Origin of the sequence: Sphaerotilus natans (assembly GCF_900156335.1) — a bacterium.
Classification (GTDB): Bacteria; Pseudomonadota; Gammaproteobacteria; order Burkholderiales; family Burkholderiaceae_C; genus Sphaerotilus; species Sphaerotilus natans.
This window is the reverse complement of sequence record NZ_FTMZ01000007.1, coordinates 134,467-151,207: the sequence shown is the minus strand read 5'-3', so window position 1 is coordinate 151,207 and position 16,741 is coordinate 134,467. Positions and strand designations below refer to the sequence as shown.

Here is a 16,741-nt window from a genome sequence, read left to right as displayed (position 1 = left end):
ATGGTCCGGATCCGTGGCCTGCGCGGCCAGTCGGCATTTACCCGGTGCCCTGTCGTCGCCTCCGATCTGTACCGTGCGGGTGCGCCATAAAGTGACAGTCGTGTTCTTGGGCCGAAGGGTCAAGACCGCGGGAGGGTCTCCGATATCGACACCACTGCCTGTATCGGACGCGGCCCCGCGTTCTCCCGCCATGAAACCTGCTCTCCAAGACCGATCGCGCCTGTCTCTCGCTGTCCTGGCGCTGCTGCTGGGGGCCGGCCTGTCGCTGCAGGCGCGTGCGCAGTCTGGCGCCGGGGTCAAGGCGCTGGCCGAGCTCTCGCTCGAGGACCTGATGCGCGTCGAGGTGGTCAGCGCCGGGCGCGAGGCCGAGCGCCTGGCCGACGTGGCCGCGCCGGTCTTTGTCATCACCCGCGACGACATCGCCCGCACCGGGGTGCGCTCGCTGCCGGAAATCCTGCGCCTGGCGCCGGGCGTGGATGTGGCCAGGCTGTCGGCCGGGCGCTGGGCGGTCGGCGTGCGGGGCGACACCGGCCGCTTCTCGAACAAGCTGCAGGTGCTGGTCGACGGACGCAGCATCTATTCGCCCCTGTTTTCCGGCGTGCTGTGGGAGACGCATCAGGTGCCGCTGGGCGAGATCGAGCGCATCGAGATCATTCGCGGCCCGGCCGGTGCGGTCTGGGGCGCCAACGCGGTCAACGGGGTGATCAACATCATCACCCGGCCGGCGGACGGTGGCGGGCGGGCTGCCCGGCTCGAGGCGGTCGATGACGGCTCGCTGCGGCTGGACCTGCGTGCCGGCCAGAGGCTCGATGACGATGCTGGCGGATGGCGCGCCCATGCGCAGGTCGAGCGCCAGGGCGCCTCCGAGGCCCTGGAGGGTGGCGAGGCCCATGACGCCACCCGCGCCGCCACCGCCGGGCTGCGTCTTGAGCGCCGCATCGACGCGCGCACCCGGCTGGACCTGCAGGCCCAGATCGAGCAGTCCCGGGTCGAGGACACCCGGCTGCGCCAGATCGTGCGTCCGCCTTATCGGGAGGCCGTACCGACCCACCAGGACTATGACCGCGCCACCCTGAGCGGCACGCTGGAGCACCGGCTGCACGGCGGCTCCTCGCTGAAGCTGACCGGGCTGCTGATGGCCGACCAAGGCAGCGAGGCCGGCTTCGTGCAGATGCGCAGCCGCACCGCCGACCTGGAGCTCGAGCAGTCCTGGCGGCCCGAGGGCGCCGGCCACCAGCTCACCTGGGGCGGCGGGCTGCGACATCACCGCGATCACAACGAATCCCTCGGCGATGGCAGCTTCACGCCGGCGCAGCGCGAGATGAACGACTGGCGTCTGTTCGCCCAGGACCGCTGGACCTCCGAAAATGGACGGCTGGTGGCGGTGGGCGGACTGCGCGTCGACCACACCTTCTTCGGCGGGACCCGCACGCAGCCGAGCCTGGCGCTGTCCTGGCGGCCGACCGACGAGAACCTGACGCTCTGGTCCTCGGTGTCGCGGGCGGTGCGGGTGCCCTCGCGCGGCGAGAGCGATGCGAACGTGGCGGTGGCGGTGATCCCGCCCGGCCAGGCGGGCAATCCGCTGCCGGTACGGGTGCTGGCCAGCCACGTCAGCGGTCTGGTGGTGGAGTCGGTGCATGCGCTGCAGCTCGGGGCCCGGCGCCGCTGGGACGAGCAGCTTGCGCTCGATGCGGTGCTTTTCCGCCACGACTACGATCCGCTGAGCTTCAACCCGGTCGGACTGGGCACGCCCGAGCTGTCGATGCTGCCGCAGCCGCATCTTGACGCCGCGCTGCGGCGGGTTCCGGGGCGGGCGCGGATCACCGGCCTGGAGCTGTCGCTCGACTGGCATCCGCTGCCCTCGCTGCGCCAGCAGTTCAGCGGCGCCTGGAGCCGCGGCGAGGAGTTCCCGGCTGCCGCCGGCGACAGCACGCGGCTGCGCGAGCTGCTGCCTTCGCGCCTGCTGTCCTGGCGGACCTCGATCGATCTGACTCCGTACCTGGGGCTGGATGTCTGGGTGCGCCACACCGCCGCACGCGGCAGCGCAAGCACCGGCACCCGGGTGGATGCGCGCACCGTGCTCGACCTCAGCACCCGCTGGGCGGTCAGCCGCGATGTCACGCTGAGCCTGCGGGCCTGGAACCTGGGCGCGGCGAAGGCGGTTGAAATCCATCCGGATCTGGGCTACTCGAGGGCGGTCATCAGCAGTCCGGGCGTCGGCCTGCGCGCCGAGATGATCTTCTGAGCCGGGGCCGCGGCACCCCGCGCATCGCGATGAGAGCTGTCCTGTTCCCGCTCGTGACCGCGCTGGCCGTCGCGGTGCTGGCGCCGCTGCGCAGCGCGCAGGCCGGTCCGGACGAGGCGATGGTGCAGGCGGCCTTCGTCGCCAACTTCGCGCGCTTCACCCAGTGGCCGGCGGCCGTCTCGCCGCAGCGCCAGGGCGTGATGCAGCTGTGCCAGTACGGTCAGCGCGAGGACCTGGAGCAGGCGCTGCGCGCGCTGCAGGGTCGGCCGCTGCAGGGCGCGAGCGTGCAGTGGCGCCTGATCCAGCGGGCCGAGGAGGCGCGTGGCTGCCATCTGCTGTTCGTCACCGAGCCCGGCCTGGCGCTGGTGGCGCTGACCGGCCAGCCGGTGCTGACCATCAGCGACCAGCCCGGCTTCGTGCAGCGCGGCGGCATGATCGGGCTGCTGCGCCATGGCGGCCGGCTGCGCTTCGAGATCCATCTCGGCGCGGCCAGCCAGGCGGGGCTGAAGCTGTCCTCCGATCTGCTGTCGCTGGCGGTCGGCGTGATCGAGGCGCCGCTGCGGCGCGAGGGCGCACCATGATCGGCACGCTGGCCATCCTGCCCGTCCGGATCCGCCGCCGCTTCGCGCTGCTGCCGCTGCGCAGCAAGCTCGGTCTGCTGGTGGTCGGCTCGACGCTGCTGGCCTCGCTGCTGCTGTTCGTCGTCGTCACGGTGATGGAGTACCAGACCTCGCGCCAGCGGGTCGAGGAGCGCGGCCAGGCGCTGGCCCAGGTGCTGGCGCAGAACACCCGCGCGGCGCTGGCCTTTGCCGATGCGGCCGCCGCGCAGCGGGTGCTCGAGGCGCTCGGCCAGGTGGCCGAGGTGCGCTGGGCGGTGCTGGGCGATGCGCGCGGCGTCGTGGTCGCGCACTACCTGGCGCCGGGCGAGCCGATGCCGGACGCGGTGCACATGCTGGCGCTGCAGGCGGGCATCACCGATGCGGCCCGGGCGCATGCGGTGGCGACGGTCGAGCTCGACGGCGCGCCGCTGGGCCGGCTGCTGCTGTGCATCGATGCGACGCCGACCTTCAGTGCCACCGCGCTGCGCGCGCTGCTGGTGCTGCTGGGCGCGACGCTGATCGGCGGGCTGGCCGCGGCCGCGGCGATCGCCGGTCAGGACGGCGTGGTGCGGCCGATCGTGGCTCTGGCCGACGTGATGCGCACCGTCTCCCACACCCACGCCTACGCCACCCGGGTCAGCACCGACCGTGACGACGAGGTCGGCCAGCTCTACGCCGGCTTCAACCGCCTGCTCGAGGAGCTGGAGGTGCGCGAGGCGATGCTGAAGAAGCAGCAGCAGCGCCTGTTCACGCTGGCCCATGTCGATGCGGTCACCGGGCTGAGCAATCGGCATCATTTCAGGCTGCTGCTCGACGAGGCGCTGGCGGCGGTCGACACCCGCGGATTTGCGGTGCTGTGCCTGGACCTGGACCGCTTCAAGACGGTCAACGATGCGCTGGGCCATGATGTCGGCGATCGGCTGCTGAGCTGCGTCGGCGAGCGCCTGCGCGCCCTGGCCCGCGCGGGCGATCCGGTGGCGCGGCTCGGCGGCGACGAGTTCGCGGTGGTGCTGCGCGATGTGGGCTCGGCCGACGAGGCCCGTGCCTTCGCCGAACGGGTGCTGGCCGCGCTGTGCCAGCCGGTCGACATCGACGGGCTCACGGTGCCGATGGGCGTGAGCGTGGGCATCGCGCTGGCGCCAGCCGACGGCCGCCTGCCCGATCAGCTGCTGAAGAACGCCGATCTGGCGCTCTACGCCTCGAAGGCCGGCGGGCGCGGGCGTGCCAGCTTCTACTCGCCCCACATGAGCACCGGCGTGGTGCGGCGCCTTCAGCTCGAGCGGGCGCTGCGCAATGCCATCGCGCTGCGCCAGCTCTCGGTGGTGTTCCAGCCGCAGCTCGATCTGGACGAGGGCCGGGTGGTCGGCTTCGAGGCGCTGGTGCGCTGGCGCCATCCCGATCTGGGCCAGGTCTCGCCGGCCGAGTTCATCGCGGTGGCCGAGGATGCCGGCCTGATCAACGAGATCGGCGAGTGGGTGCTCGTGCAGTCCTGCCGCATCGCCGCGCAGTGGTCACGGCCGCTGTCGGTGGCGGTCAATCTCTCGGCGGTGCAGGTGATGACCCAGGATCTGCCGGCGCTGGTGGAGCGGGCGCTGCGCCAGTCGGGCCTGCCGGCGGCGCGGCTGGAGGTCGAGATCACCGAGTCGGTGCTGCTCAACGAGACCGAGGCGACGCTGGCGCAGCTGCACGGCCTGAACCGGCTGGGCGTGCGCATCGCGCTCGACGACTTCGGCACCGGCTACTCGTCGATGGCCTATCTGCGCCGCTTCCCCTTCGACAAGCTGAAGATCGACCGCTGCTTCGTCCAGGCGCTGAACCGCGATCCGCAGGCCCGGGTGATCGTGCGCGCGATCATCGACATGGCCACCGGCCTGCGCATGGCCACCCTGGCCGAGGGCGTGGAGACGCCCGACGAGCTCGAGGCGCTGCGTGCCGAGGGCTGCACGCTGGTGCAGGGCTATCTGGTGGCCCCGCCGCTGCCGGTCGAGCAGGTCGAGCCCTTCCTGGCGCGTCATGCCGCCTCAGGCGTGGCCGATCTGGGGGTCTGATCCGCGGACGGCGGCCACGCCGGTGATCCAGCCCTCGAGCGGATCGACCCCGGCGGGAAGGCCGAAGTCCGGCCGCTGGCCAGCCCGGGCGGCCTGCAACAGGCACAGCACGGCGTCGAGCCGGTCGCCGCGCGCGTCGTCGACCAGCGCGGTGCGCTGCTCGGCATCGATCTGCAGGCCGTCGTGCTGTTCCAGCGCCTGCACCAGCGTCTGTCGGGCCTGACGCCGGCTCTCGTCCTGGCGGGCCGGATCGTCGCTCTTGTAGCTGCGCCGGCCCAGCACCGCGCGGGCGCCGAGGCCGGGATAGCCCTCCAGCGCGATGCGGCTGCGGTCGCCCTCATGCAGGCCGGGCAGATGGCAGCCTGCGTCGAGCAGGGCGGGTGCGCCCGCATGCAGCATGAAGGCCACCGGCGGGTTGATCCATTTCATCGACGGCGAGGCGCCGGCTGGCCGATCGCAGGCCCGGTGCGCGAACTTCGCGCCCGCTGGCCGGGCAGCGCAGAAGGCGGCGAAGGCGGCGCGAATCTCCGGGCGCGACAGGCGCCGGTAATGCGCGATCAGCGCCGCCCAGCTGTGGTTCGGCCAGCCCAGCGTCTCGACCAGCTCGCGTGGCAGGCCGAACGGCAGATCGAAGGCGCCCAGCCAGGGGCCGGGCTCGGTCAGCAGGGCGGCGAAGGCGGCCGGGTCGGACAGCTCGCGCAGCCGGTCCAGGCGCAGCTGGCCTGATGCGTCGCACCGGTGGCCCTCGGCCACGACGATCGGCTTGCGCCGGTCGGGCCGGCTGCTGAAGTCGACGCCCAGCAGGCGCAGGCGCGGCGAAGGCTCAGCTGCCGGCACGCCCGACGATCGAGGCGGTGGCGATCAGCTCCTCGAGCATCGCCATCGAGGCGCGGCCCGGCACGGTGAACGGGTCGAGCACCGGACGGGCGCTGTACTTCAGCACGATCGACGGATTGACCCGGGTCAGGTTGACCACGCCCATCGTCCAGCCGGAGAAGCGCCGCTCGGCGATTTCCTCGAAATGCAGCAGCGTCACGTCGTGGTGGCGGCTGTCGCGCACGATCGAGCCGTAGAGCCGGTTGACCGCATCGCGCCCGCCCTCGAGCACCTGCATGAAGACATCGCCGCCGTGGCACAGGATGCCAGTGATGCCCTGCGTCGGATTGCGCGTGCGCGACTGCGCCAGGATCGCGTCGATCGTCTCGGGGCTGACCGCGGTGGCGCGGCTGGCATACAGAAGACGGACCATCATCGGGAATTCCTCTTCGCCCGGGAGGGGCAGTGGCAGGCGGTGGCAGGTTGTGGCAGGCGGTCGAGGTGCCGGGGGCGGCGGCCGTGCGGTCGGGCTCAGCCCTTGCGCTGCCCCAGCAGCGACAGGAATTCGCGGCGCAGGTTGGGATCCTTCAGGAAGGCGCCGCGCATCACGCTGTTGATCATCTTCGAGTCCAGATCGCGCACGCCGCGCCAGCCCATGCAGAAATGGTCGGCCTCCATGACCAGCGCCAGGCCGTCGGGCTGCATCTTGTTGCTGAGCAGGTCGGCGACCTGGATGATCGCCTCCTCCTGGATCTGCGGGCGGCTCATCACCCACTCGGCCAGGCGCGCGTACTTCGACAGGCCGATCAGCGCCGAGTGCTCGTTGGGCAGGATGCCGATCCACAGCTTGCCGATGATCGGGCACAGGTGGTGCGAGCAGGCGCTGCGCACGGTGATGGGCCCGACGATCATCAGCTCGCCCAGCCGCTCGGCGTTGGGGAATTCGGTGACGGCCGGCTGCGGCTCGTAGCGGCCGCGGAAGACTTCCTTCAGGTACATCTTGGCGACGCGGCGCGCGGTGTCCTGGGTGTTGTGATCGCTCTCGGTGTCGATCACCAGGCTGCGCAGCACGCCCGACATCTGGCCGGCGACCTCCTCGAGCAGCGCATCGAGCTCGCCCGGACGGATGAAGTCGGCGATGTTGTCGTTGGCGTGAAAGCGCCGGCCGGAGGCGCGGATGCGCTCGCGGATCACCGTCGAGATCGGCCGGCCCTCGTCATCCGGTCGGTCCTGCGGCGGGGTCGGAAGGCTCATGGCGCGGCGGGAGTCGTCGTTGTCTTGCACGTCTGTCTTTCAGGTCTCGGTCGCCATGCTAGCAGCGAGGTCATCCCCCCGCTTCCCGAGCGGTCGGGCGAACACAAAACCACACTTCGGTGCGGGCGAGAGGCTTCGGGTTTGCGAGAATCGACCCGCAAAGGATGTTCTGCCCATGTCTCGTCCGCCGCTGATCGGCATTTCCGCCCGCATCTATTTCCCGGCCGCGCCGGTGGCCGACATCGGCGGCGTCTTCACCCGCACGCTGCACTATCTGGAGCAGTCGGTGGCGCACTGGATCCTGGGGGGGCGGGCGCTGGCGGTGATGATTCCCGCCATCGAGAGTCAGGGCATGCTCGCGCGCAGCGAGATGAGCCTGGCCGAGTACGCCAGCCAGCTCGACGGCCTGGTGCTGCAGGGCGGCAACGACATCGCGCCCGAGAGCTATGGCGAGACGCCGCTGCGCCCCGAGTGGAGCGGCGACCGGGTGCGCGATCGCTACGAGATCGACCTGTTCGACGCCTTCGTCAGCGCGGGCAAGCCGGTGGTGGGCATCTGCCGCGGCTGCCAGCTGATCAATGTCGCGCTGGGCGGCACGCTCTACCAGGACATCCCGAGCCAGCGGCCCTCCGAGGTGCAGCACCTGCATGTGCAGCAGTACGACCGCCAGTTCCATGACGCCGAGATCCTGCCGGGCTCCGGGCTGGCTCGGCTCTATCCGGGCGTGGAGCGCACGACGATCAACTCGATCCACCATCAGGCGGTGAAGGACCTGGGACGCGATCTGGTGGTCGAGGCGCGCTCGGTGCCCGACGGTCTGGTCGAGGCGATCCGCTGGCGTGGCCCCAGCCTGGTCTTCGGCATGCAGTGGCATCCGGAGTTCATGGCCCAGGACCGGCACCACCCGTCGCAGCTCGACGGCCGGCCGATTCTCGAGGAATTCCTGGCCGCCTGTCTCAGGCGCCGAGGCTGAGGTCGGCTTCGGCGCGGTGGGTGCGGCAGCGCGCCAGCAGCGCGTCCATGTCGGCGGCGGCCATCGGCCGGCCGAGCAGATAGCCCTGCATCTCGTCGCAGCCCAGGCGGGTCAGCATCTCGTGCTGCGCGCCGGTCTCGACGCCCTCGGCGACGATGCGCAGGTTCATCTTGCGCGCCATCGCGACGATGGCCTCGACGATGGCGATGTCGTCGCCATCGTCCGGGATGCCGTCGACGAAGGAGCGGTCGATCTTGAGCCGCTGCAGCGGGAAGCGCTTCAGGTAGGCCAGGCTGGAGTAGCCGGTGCCGAAGTCGTCGACCGAGAGCTGCACGCCGATGCCGCGCAGCGCATGCAGCAGCGTCATCGTGCCGGCCGGATCCTCCATCATGCTGGACTCGGTGATCTCCAGCTCGAGGTAGGCCGCCTCCAGGCCGCTGCGGCGCAGCTCCGAGCGCACCGTCTGGTCCAGACCCCGGCGCTGCAGCTGGCGCACCGACAGGTTGACGGCCACCCGCATTTCCGGATGGCCCTGCCGCTGCCACTGCCGCACCTGCCGGCAGGCCTCGCCGAGCACCCAGTCGCCCAGCGGATGGATCAGGCCGCTTTCCTCGGCGATCGGGATGAACTCGGCCGGGCTGATCATGCCGCGCTGCGGATGGGGCCAGCGCAGCAGCGCCTCGACGCCGACGAGCCGGCCGCGGGCATCGAACTGCGGCTGGTAGTGCAGGCAAAGCTCGCTGCGGTCGATCGCATGGCGCAGATCGTTCTCCAGGCGCAGCCGGGCATGCGCCTGCCGGTCCATCTCCGGGCTGAAGAAGCAGTAGGTGCTGCGGCCAGAGGCCTTGGCGCGGTAGAGCGCGGTGTCGGCGTACTTCAGCAGCAGGTGCTCGTCATTGCCGTCGCGTGGATACAGGCTCACGCCGAGACTGGCGCTCACATGCAGGTCGTGGCCGTCGATCAGGAAGGACGGCTCGAACTCGCGGACCAGCTCCTCGGCGGTCTGCGCGACCTGGGCCGCCTCGGTCAGATCCTCGATCAGCACCAGGAACTCGTCGCCGCCGAGCCGCGCCAGCGTGACCTCCGGCGGCAGCCGCTGGCGCAGCCGCAGTGCCACCTGGCACAGCAGCTCGTCGCCGACCAGGTGGCCGAGCGTGTCGTTGATGTTCTTGAAGCGGTCCAGATCGATGAAGATCACCGCGAGCATGCGGCCACGGTGGTGCGCCATGCGCAGGCCCTGCTCGAGCCGGTCGAGCACCAGCGAGCGGTTGGGCAGGCCGGTCAGCGCATCGTGATAGGCCATGTGCTGGATGCGCAGCTCCTGCAGATGCTGCTCGGTCACATCCTGCGCGATGCCGGCGCGGCGCACGGTGCGGCTGCGCTCGTCCTGCACCGCGAAGCTGCGCAGATGCACGTAGCGCACTTCGCCGGAGGGCTTGATCACCCGGAAGCGGGTGTCGTAGTTGTCTCCATCGATGGCGCCGGCGCGAATCTCGCGCAGCGCGCGCTCGCGGTCCTCGGGATGAATGTATGCGGTCCAGGCATGCCAGTCGTTGAGCAGATCGGCGGCGGGCAGGCCCCAGATCCGCTCGATTGCCGGGCTGATGTACAGCAGCCGGCCGGCGACCGGATCGCTGAGCCAGACCACATCGTCGATGGCGTCGGCCAGCTCGCGCAGCCGGCGCTCGCTCTCGGCCAGCGCGCGGCGCTCGCGCTCGAGCTGCACCCGCAGGCAGGCCGATTCCAGCGCGATGTGCAGGCGCGGCATCGCCAGGTCGCGCTTGACCAGGTAGTCGTGTGCACCGAGCCGGATCGCCTGTGCTGCGGCCTCCTCGTCACCCTGGCCGGTGATGACGACGATCGGCAGGTCCAGGCCGCGCACCTCGCGGATCTCGTGGATCAGCTCGAGCGCGTTCATGCCCGGCAGCAGGTAGTCGATCAGCAGCGCATCGACCGGGCCGAGCCCGTCGGGGCTGCCGTGCTCGAGTGCGGCCAGCACCTCCGCGCCGCTGCCGACCACGTCGAGCAGGATGTGCGGCGCCTGCTGACGCAGGTGGCGGCGCAGCAGGTCGACATCGCTGGCGGTGCGCTCGGCGTAGAGCACATGCAGCACCTGGGCCGGCGCATGGTCGGGCCGCTCGAGCCGGCGCTGGCGCGCCGCGGCGATGGTCTGGGTCAGCGTGTCGAGATAGCGGGTGTCCTTGACGATGTAGTCGTCGGCACCGCTGCGCAGCGCGCGCACCGCCGCCTCCTCGTCGCCGCAGCCGGTCAGCAGCAGCACCGTGATGTCGGGCCGGCTGTGGCGGACCTGCGCCACCAGCTCGATGCCGTTGCCGTCGGGCAGGTTCATGTCGATCAGCAGCACGTCGCAGGGGCGGGCATCGTCGTCCAGCAGTGCGCGGGCCTGCCCGAGCGTGCCGGCCAGTCGCAGCTGCATCTGCGGGGCCTGCTGCGCCAGCATCCGGCGGGTCAGGTCGGCATCGAGCGGGTTGTCCTCGACGTAGATCAGGTTCATGGGACTGGGGCGCCGATGCTGCCGGCGGCAGGGGGGAATTCAAGCACGAAGGTGGCGCCGCGACCGGGCTCGGCGCGGGCGTGAATGCGGCCGTTCATGCGCTCCATCGCCTTGCGCACGATCGCCAGGCCGATGCCGGTGCCGGGATAGTCCTCGACCCGGTGCAGGCGCTGGAAGATCTCGAAGATGCGGTCGTGATAGCGCATGTCGAAGCCGATGCCGTTGTCGGCGATCGTCAGCTCGGTGCCGCCGCCAGGCGCCTCGAGCGGTCGCGCGGTGATCGTGATCTGGCAGGGCCGGTCCGGGCGTCTGAACTTGATCGCGTTGTCGAGCAGGTTGCGCAGCACCAGCAGCAGGCCGCGCCGCTCGCCCTGCACCGACAGCGTGCCGGTGTCGATGCGGATCTCGGCGGCGTGGCTGCTCAGGCTGTCGTCCAGCTCGGCCAGCGCCTGGTCGATCAGGCTGCGCAGCGGGATCGGCACCAGGGTCGGGCGCAGCCGCTCGACACGCGAGTAGGCCAGCAGATCCTCGATCAGCTGGCTCATCTGGCGGGCCGCCTGGCGGATGTTGTCGACGAAGAGCCGCCCCTCGTCGTCGAGCTGCTCGCACTTCTCGGTCAGCAGCAGCCGGCTGTAGCCGTCGAGCCCGCGCAGTGGCGCCTTCAGGTCATGCGAGACCGAGTAGGTGAAGCGCTCCATCTCGCGGTGCTTGGCCTCGAGCTCCGCGGTGCGCTCGCTCACCCGCTGCTCCAGAACGACGTGCAGGGCCTCGAGCTGCTGCTCCGCCCGCTTGCGCGCGCTGATGTCGAGCAGATAGCCGTAGGCGCCGGGCCGCCCGGCCGCATCGATCTCGATCGTGGCCCGGGCTTCGTGCCAGACCGGGCCGCGCACGGGATGCAGCAGGCGGAACTCATGATGGAAGTCCGTCCGATGAAGTGCGGCCTCGCGCATCGCCTGCGCCAGGGCGTCGCGGTCCTGAGCATGCACATGCGGCAGCACCCGGAAGTCCGGCTCGGCCAGCTCGCGTTCGTCGCGGCCGAAGGCCCGGCACAGACCCGGCGAGATGATGGTGAAGCGCAGCCGCGCCGGCTCGCCGTCGAGCTCTACCGCGAAGGGCGCGCCTGGCGAGAGCTGCATGAATCGCGCCAGCAGCCGGTCCGCCTGCTGGCGATGGCGCTCGGCGCGCACCCGCTCGCTGATGTCGACCAGGGCGCAGACATGGCTGGTCGTCGGCAGGCCCGGCAGCAGCGCCACCGAGGTGGCCGACAGGTCGAGCCAGCGCTCGGGGCGCCCGTCCCGCTCGGGCAGGCAGAGCTGTCGGCTGCCGCGCGGCTGGCCGGGAGCGGCCGGGGCCGCCAGCATCTCGTGCAGCATGCCGGCATCGAAGACACGCGGGCATCCCTGGTCGTCGAGATGGAGCCAGCCGAGCTGGTCGATGCGTCGGCCACGCAGCGCCTGGGGATCGAGCGCGAAGAGTTCCAGGGCCGCCGCATTGCCCGCCAGGACCCGGGCCTGGTGATCCACCACCAGCATCGCGTGCGGCATCGCGTCGAAGATGCGCAGGTGCAGCGGGTCATGGCGCTCCGGCCGGCCCAGCTCCTCGAACTGCCAGAGGCGCAGTCCTGCGTGGGCCGCGCCGACGCGCAGCATCGCCCGCGGGCTCAGGCCGGCCGGCGCCCCTGTCTCCAGCCGCAGCGGCAGCCGCCGCGCCACCGCTTCGACCGGCAGAGCGAGCAGATCGGCGAGCGCACGGCGGTTCTCGGCGCCGATCAGCAGGCTCATCGCCCGGTCCTGCTGCAGCGCAGAGCCGAACAGCTGCGTGGCCGCCGCGTTGAAGCCGCGCACCTGGCCGCTGCCGGCGTCCACCAGGACGGCCGCATCGGGCACGAGCGCTGCCAGCAGTTCAGGGGGCACGGTGGCGGACATGAGAACCGGAATCGAGTCGAAAAGATGAAAGATGTCGCAGAACGCGAGTCTGGCGGCAGTCTCGCATGGATGTCCGGTGATCTTTCTCGGATTCCCTCGTGTCAGACAGGAAAAACCTTCCAGTACCCTTGTCAACACCGGGTCAGGCCGGAACGCTGCAATCGTCGAATTGTGCTTTGATGCAGGCTGGTCGAGAGTTTCTTGACTCCTGGCCTTGACTTCCGACTCCAAGAACAGGGCTCGCCCGCATGACGGCTGCCCACGATCCCCATGAAATTTGCCCCCCTTTTCTGCCTTGGCAGGTGCGTCGAGGTCCGTGATGTCCTCTGATCCGCGCTCTCTGCGTCGCCGCGCCGCGGCACAGGTCCTTCAGCCGCTGCTGCATGAGGCGGCCCTGCACGAGGCGCTGTGGCTCCAGCACGACACCATGCGGGCCGATCAGGTCTCCGACATCATCGCCTTCGTCGATCGCCTGGCGGCGCAGCATCTCTTCGATGCGGCCACCGTCAAGCGGCTCTACAGCGACTTCTACAAGGCCCTGCGCGAACGCGAGGATCGGCTGCCTGTCGATCCCTGGCCGCAGATGCAGGCGGCCCGCGCCGCGGCTCAGCCGCCGGCGCCGGTCATGCCGCCCGCGCCGGTGGCGGCACCGGCCGCGCCGGCTGCACCGGTCATCAATCCGGTCGAGCGCGCCTTGCAGGCCGCGCGCGACGAGGGCCGGGTGCCGCCGGCAGCGCCGGCCGCGCCGCCCCGGGCGCCGGAGAGCGAGCCGGCCGCGGTGCTGTTCGGCGTGCTGGTCGGCGCGGTGGTGGCCGAGGTTCAGCGCTTCCATGTCGAGGCGCTCGACGAGGTGCGCCGCGACGTGCTGCGCCGTGCCGATACCGCCGCGGCGTCGCCTTCGCTGCGGCTGGCCTTCCGCGCCGCCTGGAGCCGGCCGCTCGACAGCGACTGGCGCCTGCCCGGCGCGCCCGGCGATCTGGCCGATCTGGTGCGGGTGCTGCATGTGGCGCTGGTCGATGCCTTCGGCCGCAATGGCGCCGAGCAGATTCTCGGCCGTGCGCTGCGCGCCGCCGAGGCACGCCCTGAGGCGGCGCACTTCGCGCCGCGCCAGCTGCTCGAGACGATCGCGGGGCTGCGCCTGTGATGTCCGCCGTCCTGTCCTTCCCCGCTGTTTCCGTCCTGGAGTGATCGATGTCCCGCCTGCCGGATTCCCCTGACCTGTCCGACGAGATCGATCGCGACGAGCGCCTGCCGATGACGACGCAGGAGCGTCGCCTGGTGCTGACCTCCTCGATCGGCACGATCTTCCAGTGGTACGACTTCTTCCTGTACGGCGCGATGGCCTCGGTCATCGCCCGGCAGTTCTTCACCTCGCTCGAGCCGGGTGCGGCCTTCATCCTGACGCTGCTGGCCTTTGCGGCCGGCTTCGTGGTGCGTCCGGTCGGTGCGGTGATCTTCGGGCACCTGGGCGACCGCATCGGCCGCAAGCAGACCTTCCTGGCCACCGTGCTGCTGATGGGCATCTCGACGGTGCTGGTGGCGCTGCTGCCGACCTACAGCACCGCCGGCGTGTTCGCGCCGATCGCGCTGGTGGCGCTGCGCATGCTGCAGGGTCTGGCGCTGGGTGGCGAGTACGGCGGCGCGGTGATCTATGTCGCCGAGCATGCGCCGCAGCACCAGCGCGGCGCTTACACCGGCTGGATCCAGACCACCGCGACCATCGGCCTGCTGCTGTCGCTGCTGGTGGTGCTGGGCGTGCGCACGGCGCTGGGCGAGGCGGCCTTTGCCGACTGGGGCTGGCGAGTGCCGTTCGGCCTGTCGGCGCTGATGCTGTCGCTGTCGCTGTGGCTGCGCCTGTCGCTGACCGAGTCGCCCGCCTTCCGGCGCATGCAGCAGGAGGGTCGCGGCTCGAAGGCGCCGCTGGCCGAGTGCTTCGGCCAGTGGAAGAACCTGCGGGTGATCGTGCTGGCGCTGTTCGGCCTGGTCGCCGGGCAGGCGGTGATCTGGTACACCGGCCAGTTCTACGCGCTGTTCTTCCTGACCGGCGTGCTGAAGGTGGAGGCCAGCACCGCGACCTGGCTGATGACGGTGGCGCTGCTGATCACGCTGCCGCTGTTCGTCGGCTTCGGGATGCTGTCGGACCGCGTCGGCCGCAAGCCGATCATCATGACCGGGCTGCTGCTGGCCTGTCTGGGCCTGCAGCCGCTCTATCACGCGCTGACCCACTTCGCCAATCCGGCGCTGGCCGAGGCGCAGCAGAAGGTGCGCATCGTGGTGCGCGCCGATCCGGCCACCTGCTCCTTCCAGGCCAATCCGCTGGCGACCGACACCAGCTTCTCGTCGGCCTGCGACATCGCCAAGCGCACGCTGGCCCAGCTGTCTGCCAGCTATCACAACGAGGCGGTGGCGCCGGGCACGCCCACCGAGGTGCGCATCGGCGAGACGGTGCTGCAGCCGCCCGAGGGCATCCTGATCGACGACGGCAGCCGTTTCGACCAGGACAGCCTGCTGGAGATCTCGCACTTCCGCAAGGAGGTGCTGCCGGATGCGCTGGCCGCGGCCGGCTATCCGGCCAAGGCGGATCCGGCCCGGCTCAGCCATGCCGGCGTGGTGCTGGTGCTGGTGGCGCTGATGGTGCTGGTCGCGATGGTCTACGGTCCGCTGGGCGCGGCCCTGGTCGAGATGTTCCCGACCCGCATCCGCTACACCGCGATGTCGCTGCCCTATCACCTGGGCAACGGCTGGTTCGGCGGTCTGCTGCCGTCGATCGCCTTCGGCATGTCGGCGCAGGACGGCAGCATGTACCACGGCCTGTGGTTCCCGATCGCGGTGGCCGGTCTGACTTTCGCGGTCGGCATGGCCTTCATCCGGGAGACCAAGGACGTCGACATCTACGCCAAGTTCCTGTACTGGCACCCGAACCGGCTGGGGCGCTGAGGCCCGGCCCGCTCAGGACGTGCCGTCGTCCTCGGCGCCCAGCGCGGCGAGGTCGTCGGCCTCGACCTCGCGCAGCGGCGGCGGCACCAGCGTGACCGGCACCCGGGCCCGGCGCACCACCTCGTGCGAGACGGCATCCTGCAGTCGCCCGAGCAGCGCGCCGTGGCTCAGCGTGGTCATGACGATTTGTTCGCAGCCCAGCAGCAGCGCCTGCTCGGCGATCTCGTGGGCGGCATCGCCGGTGACGACCACCGTCTCGAAGGCGATGTCTGCGGTCTGCAGCAGCGCCGCGGCCGGAGCGAGTGCATGTTCTCCAGCCTCGTGGCTGGCACTGTCGATCAGCTCGGCATCGGGCGCGAGCACCACCTCGTACAGGTGGGGCGGATCCTGCACGTTCAGAAGCACCGCCTCGATCTCGAGGCCCGCCTGCCTCATCCCGATCACGTGACGCACGGCGTCGAGCGCATGTTCGCCTCCATCCAGGGGCAGCAGGATGCGGATCATCAGGTTTTCTCCTTGGGACGATGGACAGGGCTCATCGTAGTCCCGCTCGACCGCGCTTGCAGGCCGAATGGCACAAGGAATCTCGAGAAAGGCGGGAGGGGGAGAAAGAAGAGAGATCGCGCGAGGCGGGGGAGGGTGACGAGCCTTGACCCTGGCACTGAGTGCTAACGGTTAGGGCTGCTTCGTTCCCGACCTGACCCGGTTGGCCGCGCCCCCATGCAGGGAGGCCCGTCAAATCGCATTGTAGCTGATGTTTTCCACACATTTCCCGCCGGGTCGCTCGGAATGGGTCTGTGCCACCATGCGCATGGTCCTCCCGCACCCGAGACAATCGACGGATGAAGAAGAACATCGAATCGCGGTCTGACACGGATGGCGCCGCAGATGGCGCGCATGACGGTCAGGCAGAACGGCAGATCGCCCTGCGCAAGATCCATCGCCTGATGGCGTTCTGGCGCATCGAGCCCCATGAGCTGCGCGGGCCGATCCCCCGTGCCGCGCCGGCTGCGCCGGCCGAGGTGCGCTATCGCCATCCGGTGTCCGGTGCCACCTGGGACGGCCAGGGCGCCCAGCCGGCCTGGCTGCGCGAAGCCCTGATCCGCGAGGGCTACACCGTCGACGAGCTGCGCCGTGCGGTCGGGGAGGGGTGATCGGCACCTGAAATGCAAAGCGCCGCAGGCCTGCGTACCGTGCGACGCGATGGAAAGCGCGGCGCTGACGGACAAAAGCGCCAACGCGGCAGCCAACAAGGAAAAACGCCCCAGCGCTTGTGACGCTAGGGCGTTGATCTTCTTGAACCTTTGGCTCCCCGACCTGGACTCGAACCAGGGACCTGCGGATTAACAGTCCGTCGCTCTACAACTTGGAGCTCCGGATGAATTGTTCTAAGTACTTGAAAGTAAAGGAAAACGCGGCGATTCGGCCC

At 70.4% G+C, this 16,741-nt stretch carries 13 protein-coding genes, 1 tRNA gene and 1 other RNA gene; 7 read left to right on the top strand and 8 right to left on the bottom strand.

Annotated elements, in window-relative coordinates:
* The first annotated feature begins 190 nt into the window (after positions 1-190).
* From BW996_RS08945 to BW996_RS08935, 3 genes are read left to right on the top strand one after another with little or no spacing between them, the layout of a single operon-like run.
* A complete protein-coding gene (locus BW996_RS08945) occupies positions 191-2,245 on the top strand; it encodes a TonB-dependent receptor plug domain-containing protein (protein WP_037479531.1) in 2,055 nt (684 codons plus the stop codon).
* Between the two features lie 29 nt (positions 2,246-2,274).
* Entirely contained in the window at positions 2,275-2,826 is a 552-nt protein-coding gene (locus BW996_RS08940; RefSeq protein WP_081837999.1) for a YfiR family protein, read from the top strand.
* Positions 2,823-4,892: a putative bifunctional diguanylate cyclase/phosphodiesterase gene (locus BW996_RS08935; protein WP_051631678.1), complete on the top strand. Its 2,070-nt coding sequence runs from the start codon at positions 2,823-2,825 to the stop codon at positions 4,890-4,892. The genes BW996_RS08940 and BW996_RS08935 overlap by 4 nt, the downstream gene beginning before the upstream one ends.
* Here the strand turns inward: BW996_RS08935 and BW996_RS08930 are convergent.
* From BW996_RS08930 to folE, 3 genes are all read right to left on the bottom strand, one after another.
* Complete coding sequence (locus BW996_RS08930; protein WP_241461883.1) at positions 4,866-5,729, bottom strand: DUF429 domain-containing protein; 864 nt, start codon at positions 5,727-5,729, stop codon at positions 4,866-4,868. The two genes, BW996_RS08935 and BW996_RS08930, sit on opposite strands and share 27 nt — an antisense overlap.
* A complete protein-coding gene (locus BW996_RS08925; RefSeq protein WP_037479533.1) occupies positions 5,716-6,144 on the bottom strand; it encodes a BLUF domain-containing protein in 429 nt (142 codons plus the stop codon). The genes BW996_RS08930 and BW996_RS08925 overlap by 14 nt, the downstream gene beginning before the upstream one ends.
* A gap of 95 nt (positions 6,145-6,239) precedes the next feature.
* Entirely contained in the window at positions 6,240-6,962 is a 723-nt protein-coding gene (folE, locus tag BW996_RS08920) for a GTP cyclohydrolase I (protein WP_037479578.1), read from the bottom strand.
* Positions 6,963-7,137: 175 nt separating this feature from the next.
* Between folE and BW996_RS08915 the strand changes: the two genes are divergently transcribed.
* Complete coding sequence (locus BW996_RS08915; protein WP_037479536.1) at positions 7,138-7,935, top strand: gamma-glutamyl-gamma-aminobutyrate hydrolase family protein; 798 nt, start codon at positions 7,138-7,140, stop codon at positions 7,933-7,935.
* On the opposite strand, the gene BW996_RS08910 is transcribed toward BW996_RS08915, so the two are convergent.
* Complete coding sequence (locus tag BW996_RS08910) at positions 7,919-10,450, bottom strand: two-component system response regulator (RefSeq protein ID WP_051631679.1); 2,532 nt, start codon at positions 10,448-10,450, stop codon at positions 7,919-7,921. The two genes, BW996_RS08915 and BW996_RS08910, sit on opposite strands and share 17 nt — an antisense overlap.
* Complete coding sequence (locus BW996_RS08900) at positions 10,447-12,375, bottom strand: sensor histidine kinase (protein ID WP_051631680.1); 1,929 nt, start codon at positions 12,373-12,375, stop codon at positions 10,447-10,449. Before BW996_RS08900 ends, BW996_RS08910 begins: the two co-directional genes overlap by 4 nt.
* A gap of 319 nt (positions 12,376-12,694) precedes the next feature.
* Here BW996_RS08900 and BW996_RS08895 point away from each other — a divergent pair, with 319 nt between their 5' ends.
* Positions 12,695-13,519: a hypothetical protein gene (locus tag BW996_RS08895; protein WP_037479538.1), complete on the top strand. Its 825-nt coding sequence runs from the start codon at positions 12,695-12,697 to the stop codon at positions 13,517-13,519.
* 47 nt (positions 13,520-13,566) lie between these two features.
* A complete protein-coding gene (locus tag BW996_RS08890; protein ID WP_241461885.1) occupies positions 13,567-15,312 on the top strand; it encodes an MFS transporter in 1,746 nt (581 codons plus the stop codon).
* A gap of 12 nt (positions 15,313-15,324) precedes the next feature.
* On the opposite strand, the gene BW996_RS08885 is transcribed toward BW996_RS08890, so the two are convergent.
* Together BW996_RS08885 and ffs are read right to left on the bottom strand one after the other, a co-directional pair.
* Entirely contained in the window at positions 15,325-15,816 is a 492-nt protein-coding gene (locus tag BW996_RS08885; protein WP_037479541.1) for a universal stress protein, read from the bottom strand.
* 134 nt (positions 15,817-15,950) lie between these two features.
* An RNA gene (ffs, locus tag BW996_RS08880) (signal recognition particle sRNA small type) lies at positions 15,951-16,049 on the bottom strand.
* A gap of 105 nt (positions 16,050-16,154) precedes the next feature.
* On the opposite strand from ffs, the gene BW996_RS08875 reads away from it, so the two are divergent.
* Entirely contained in the window at positions 16,155-16,466 is a 312-nt protein-coding gene (locus BW996_RS08875; protein WP_051631681.1) for an H-NS family nucleoid-associated regulatory protein, read from the top strand.
* Positions 16,467-16,617: 151 nt separating this feature from the next.
* Here the strand turns inward: BW996_RS08875 and BW996_RS08870 are convergent.
* A tRNA-Asn gene (locus tag BW996_RS08870) sits at positions 16,618-16,691 on the bottom strand.
* Between the last annotated feature and the right edge of the window lie 50 nt (positions 16,692-16,741).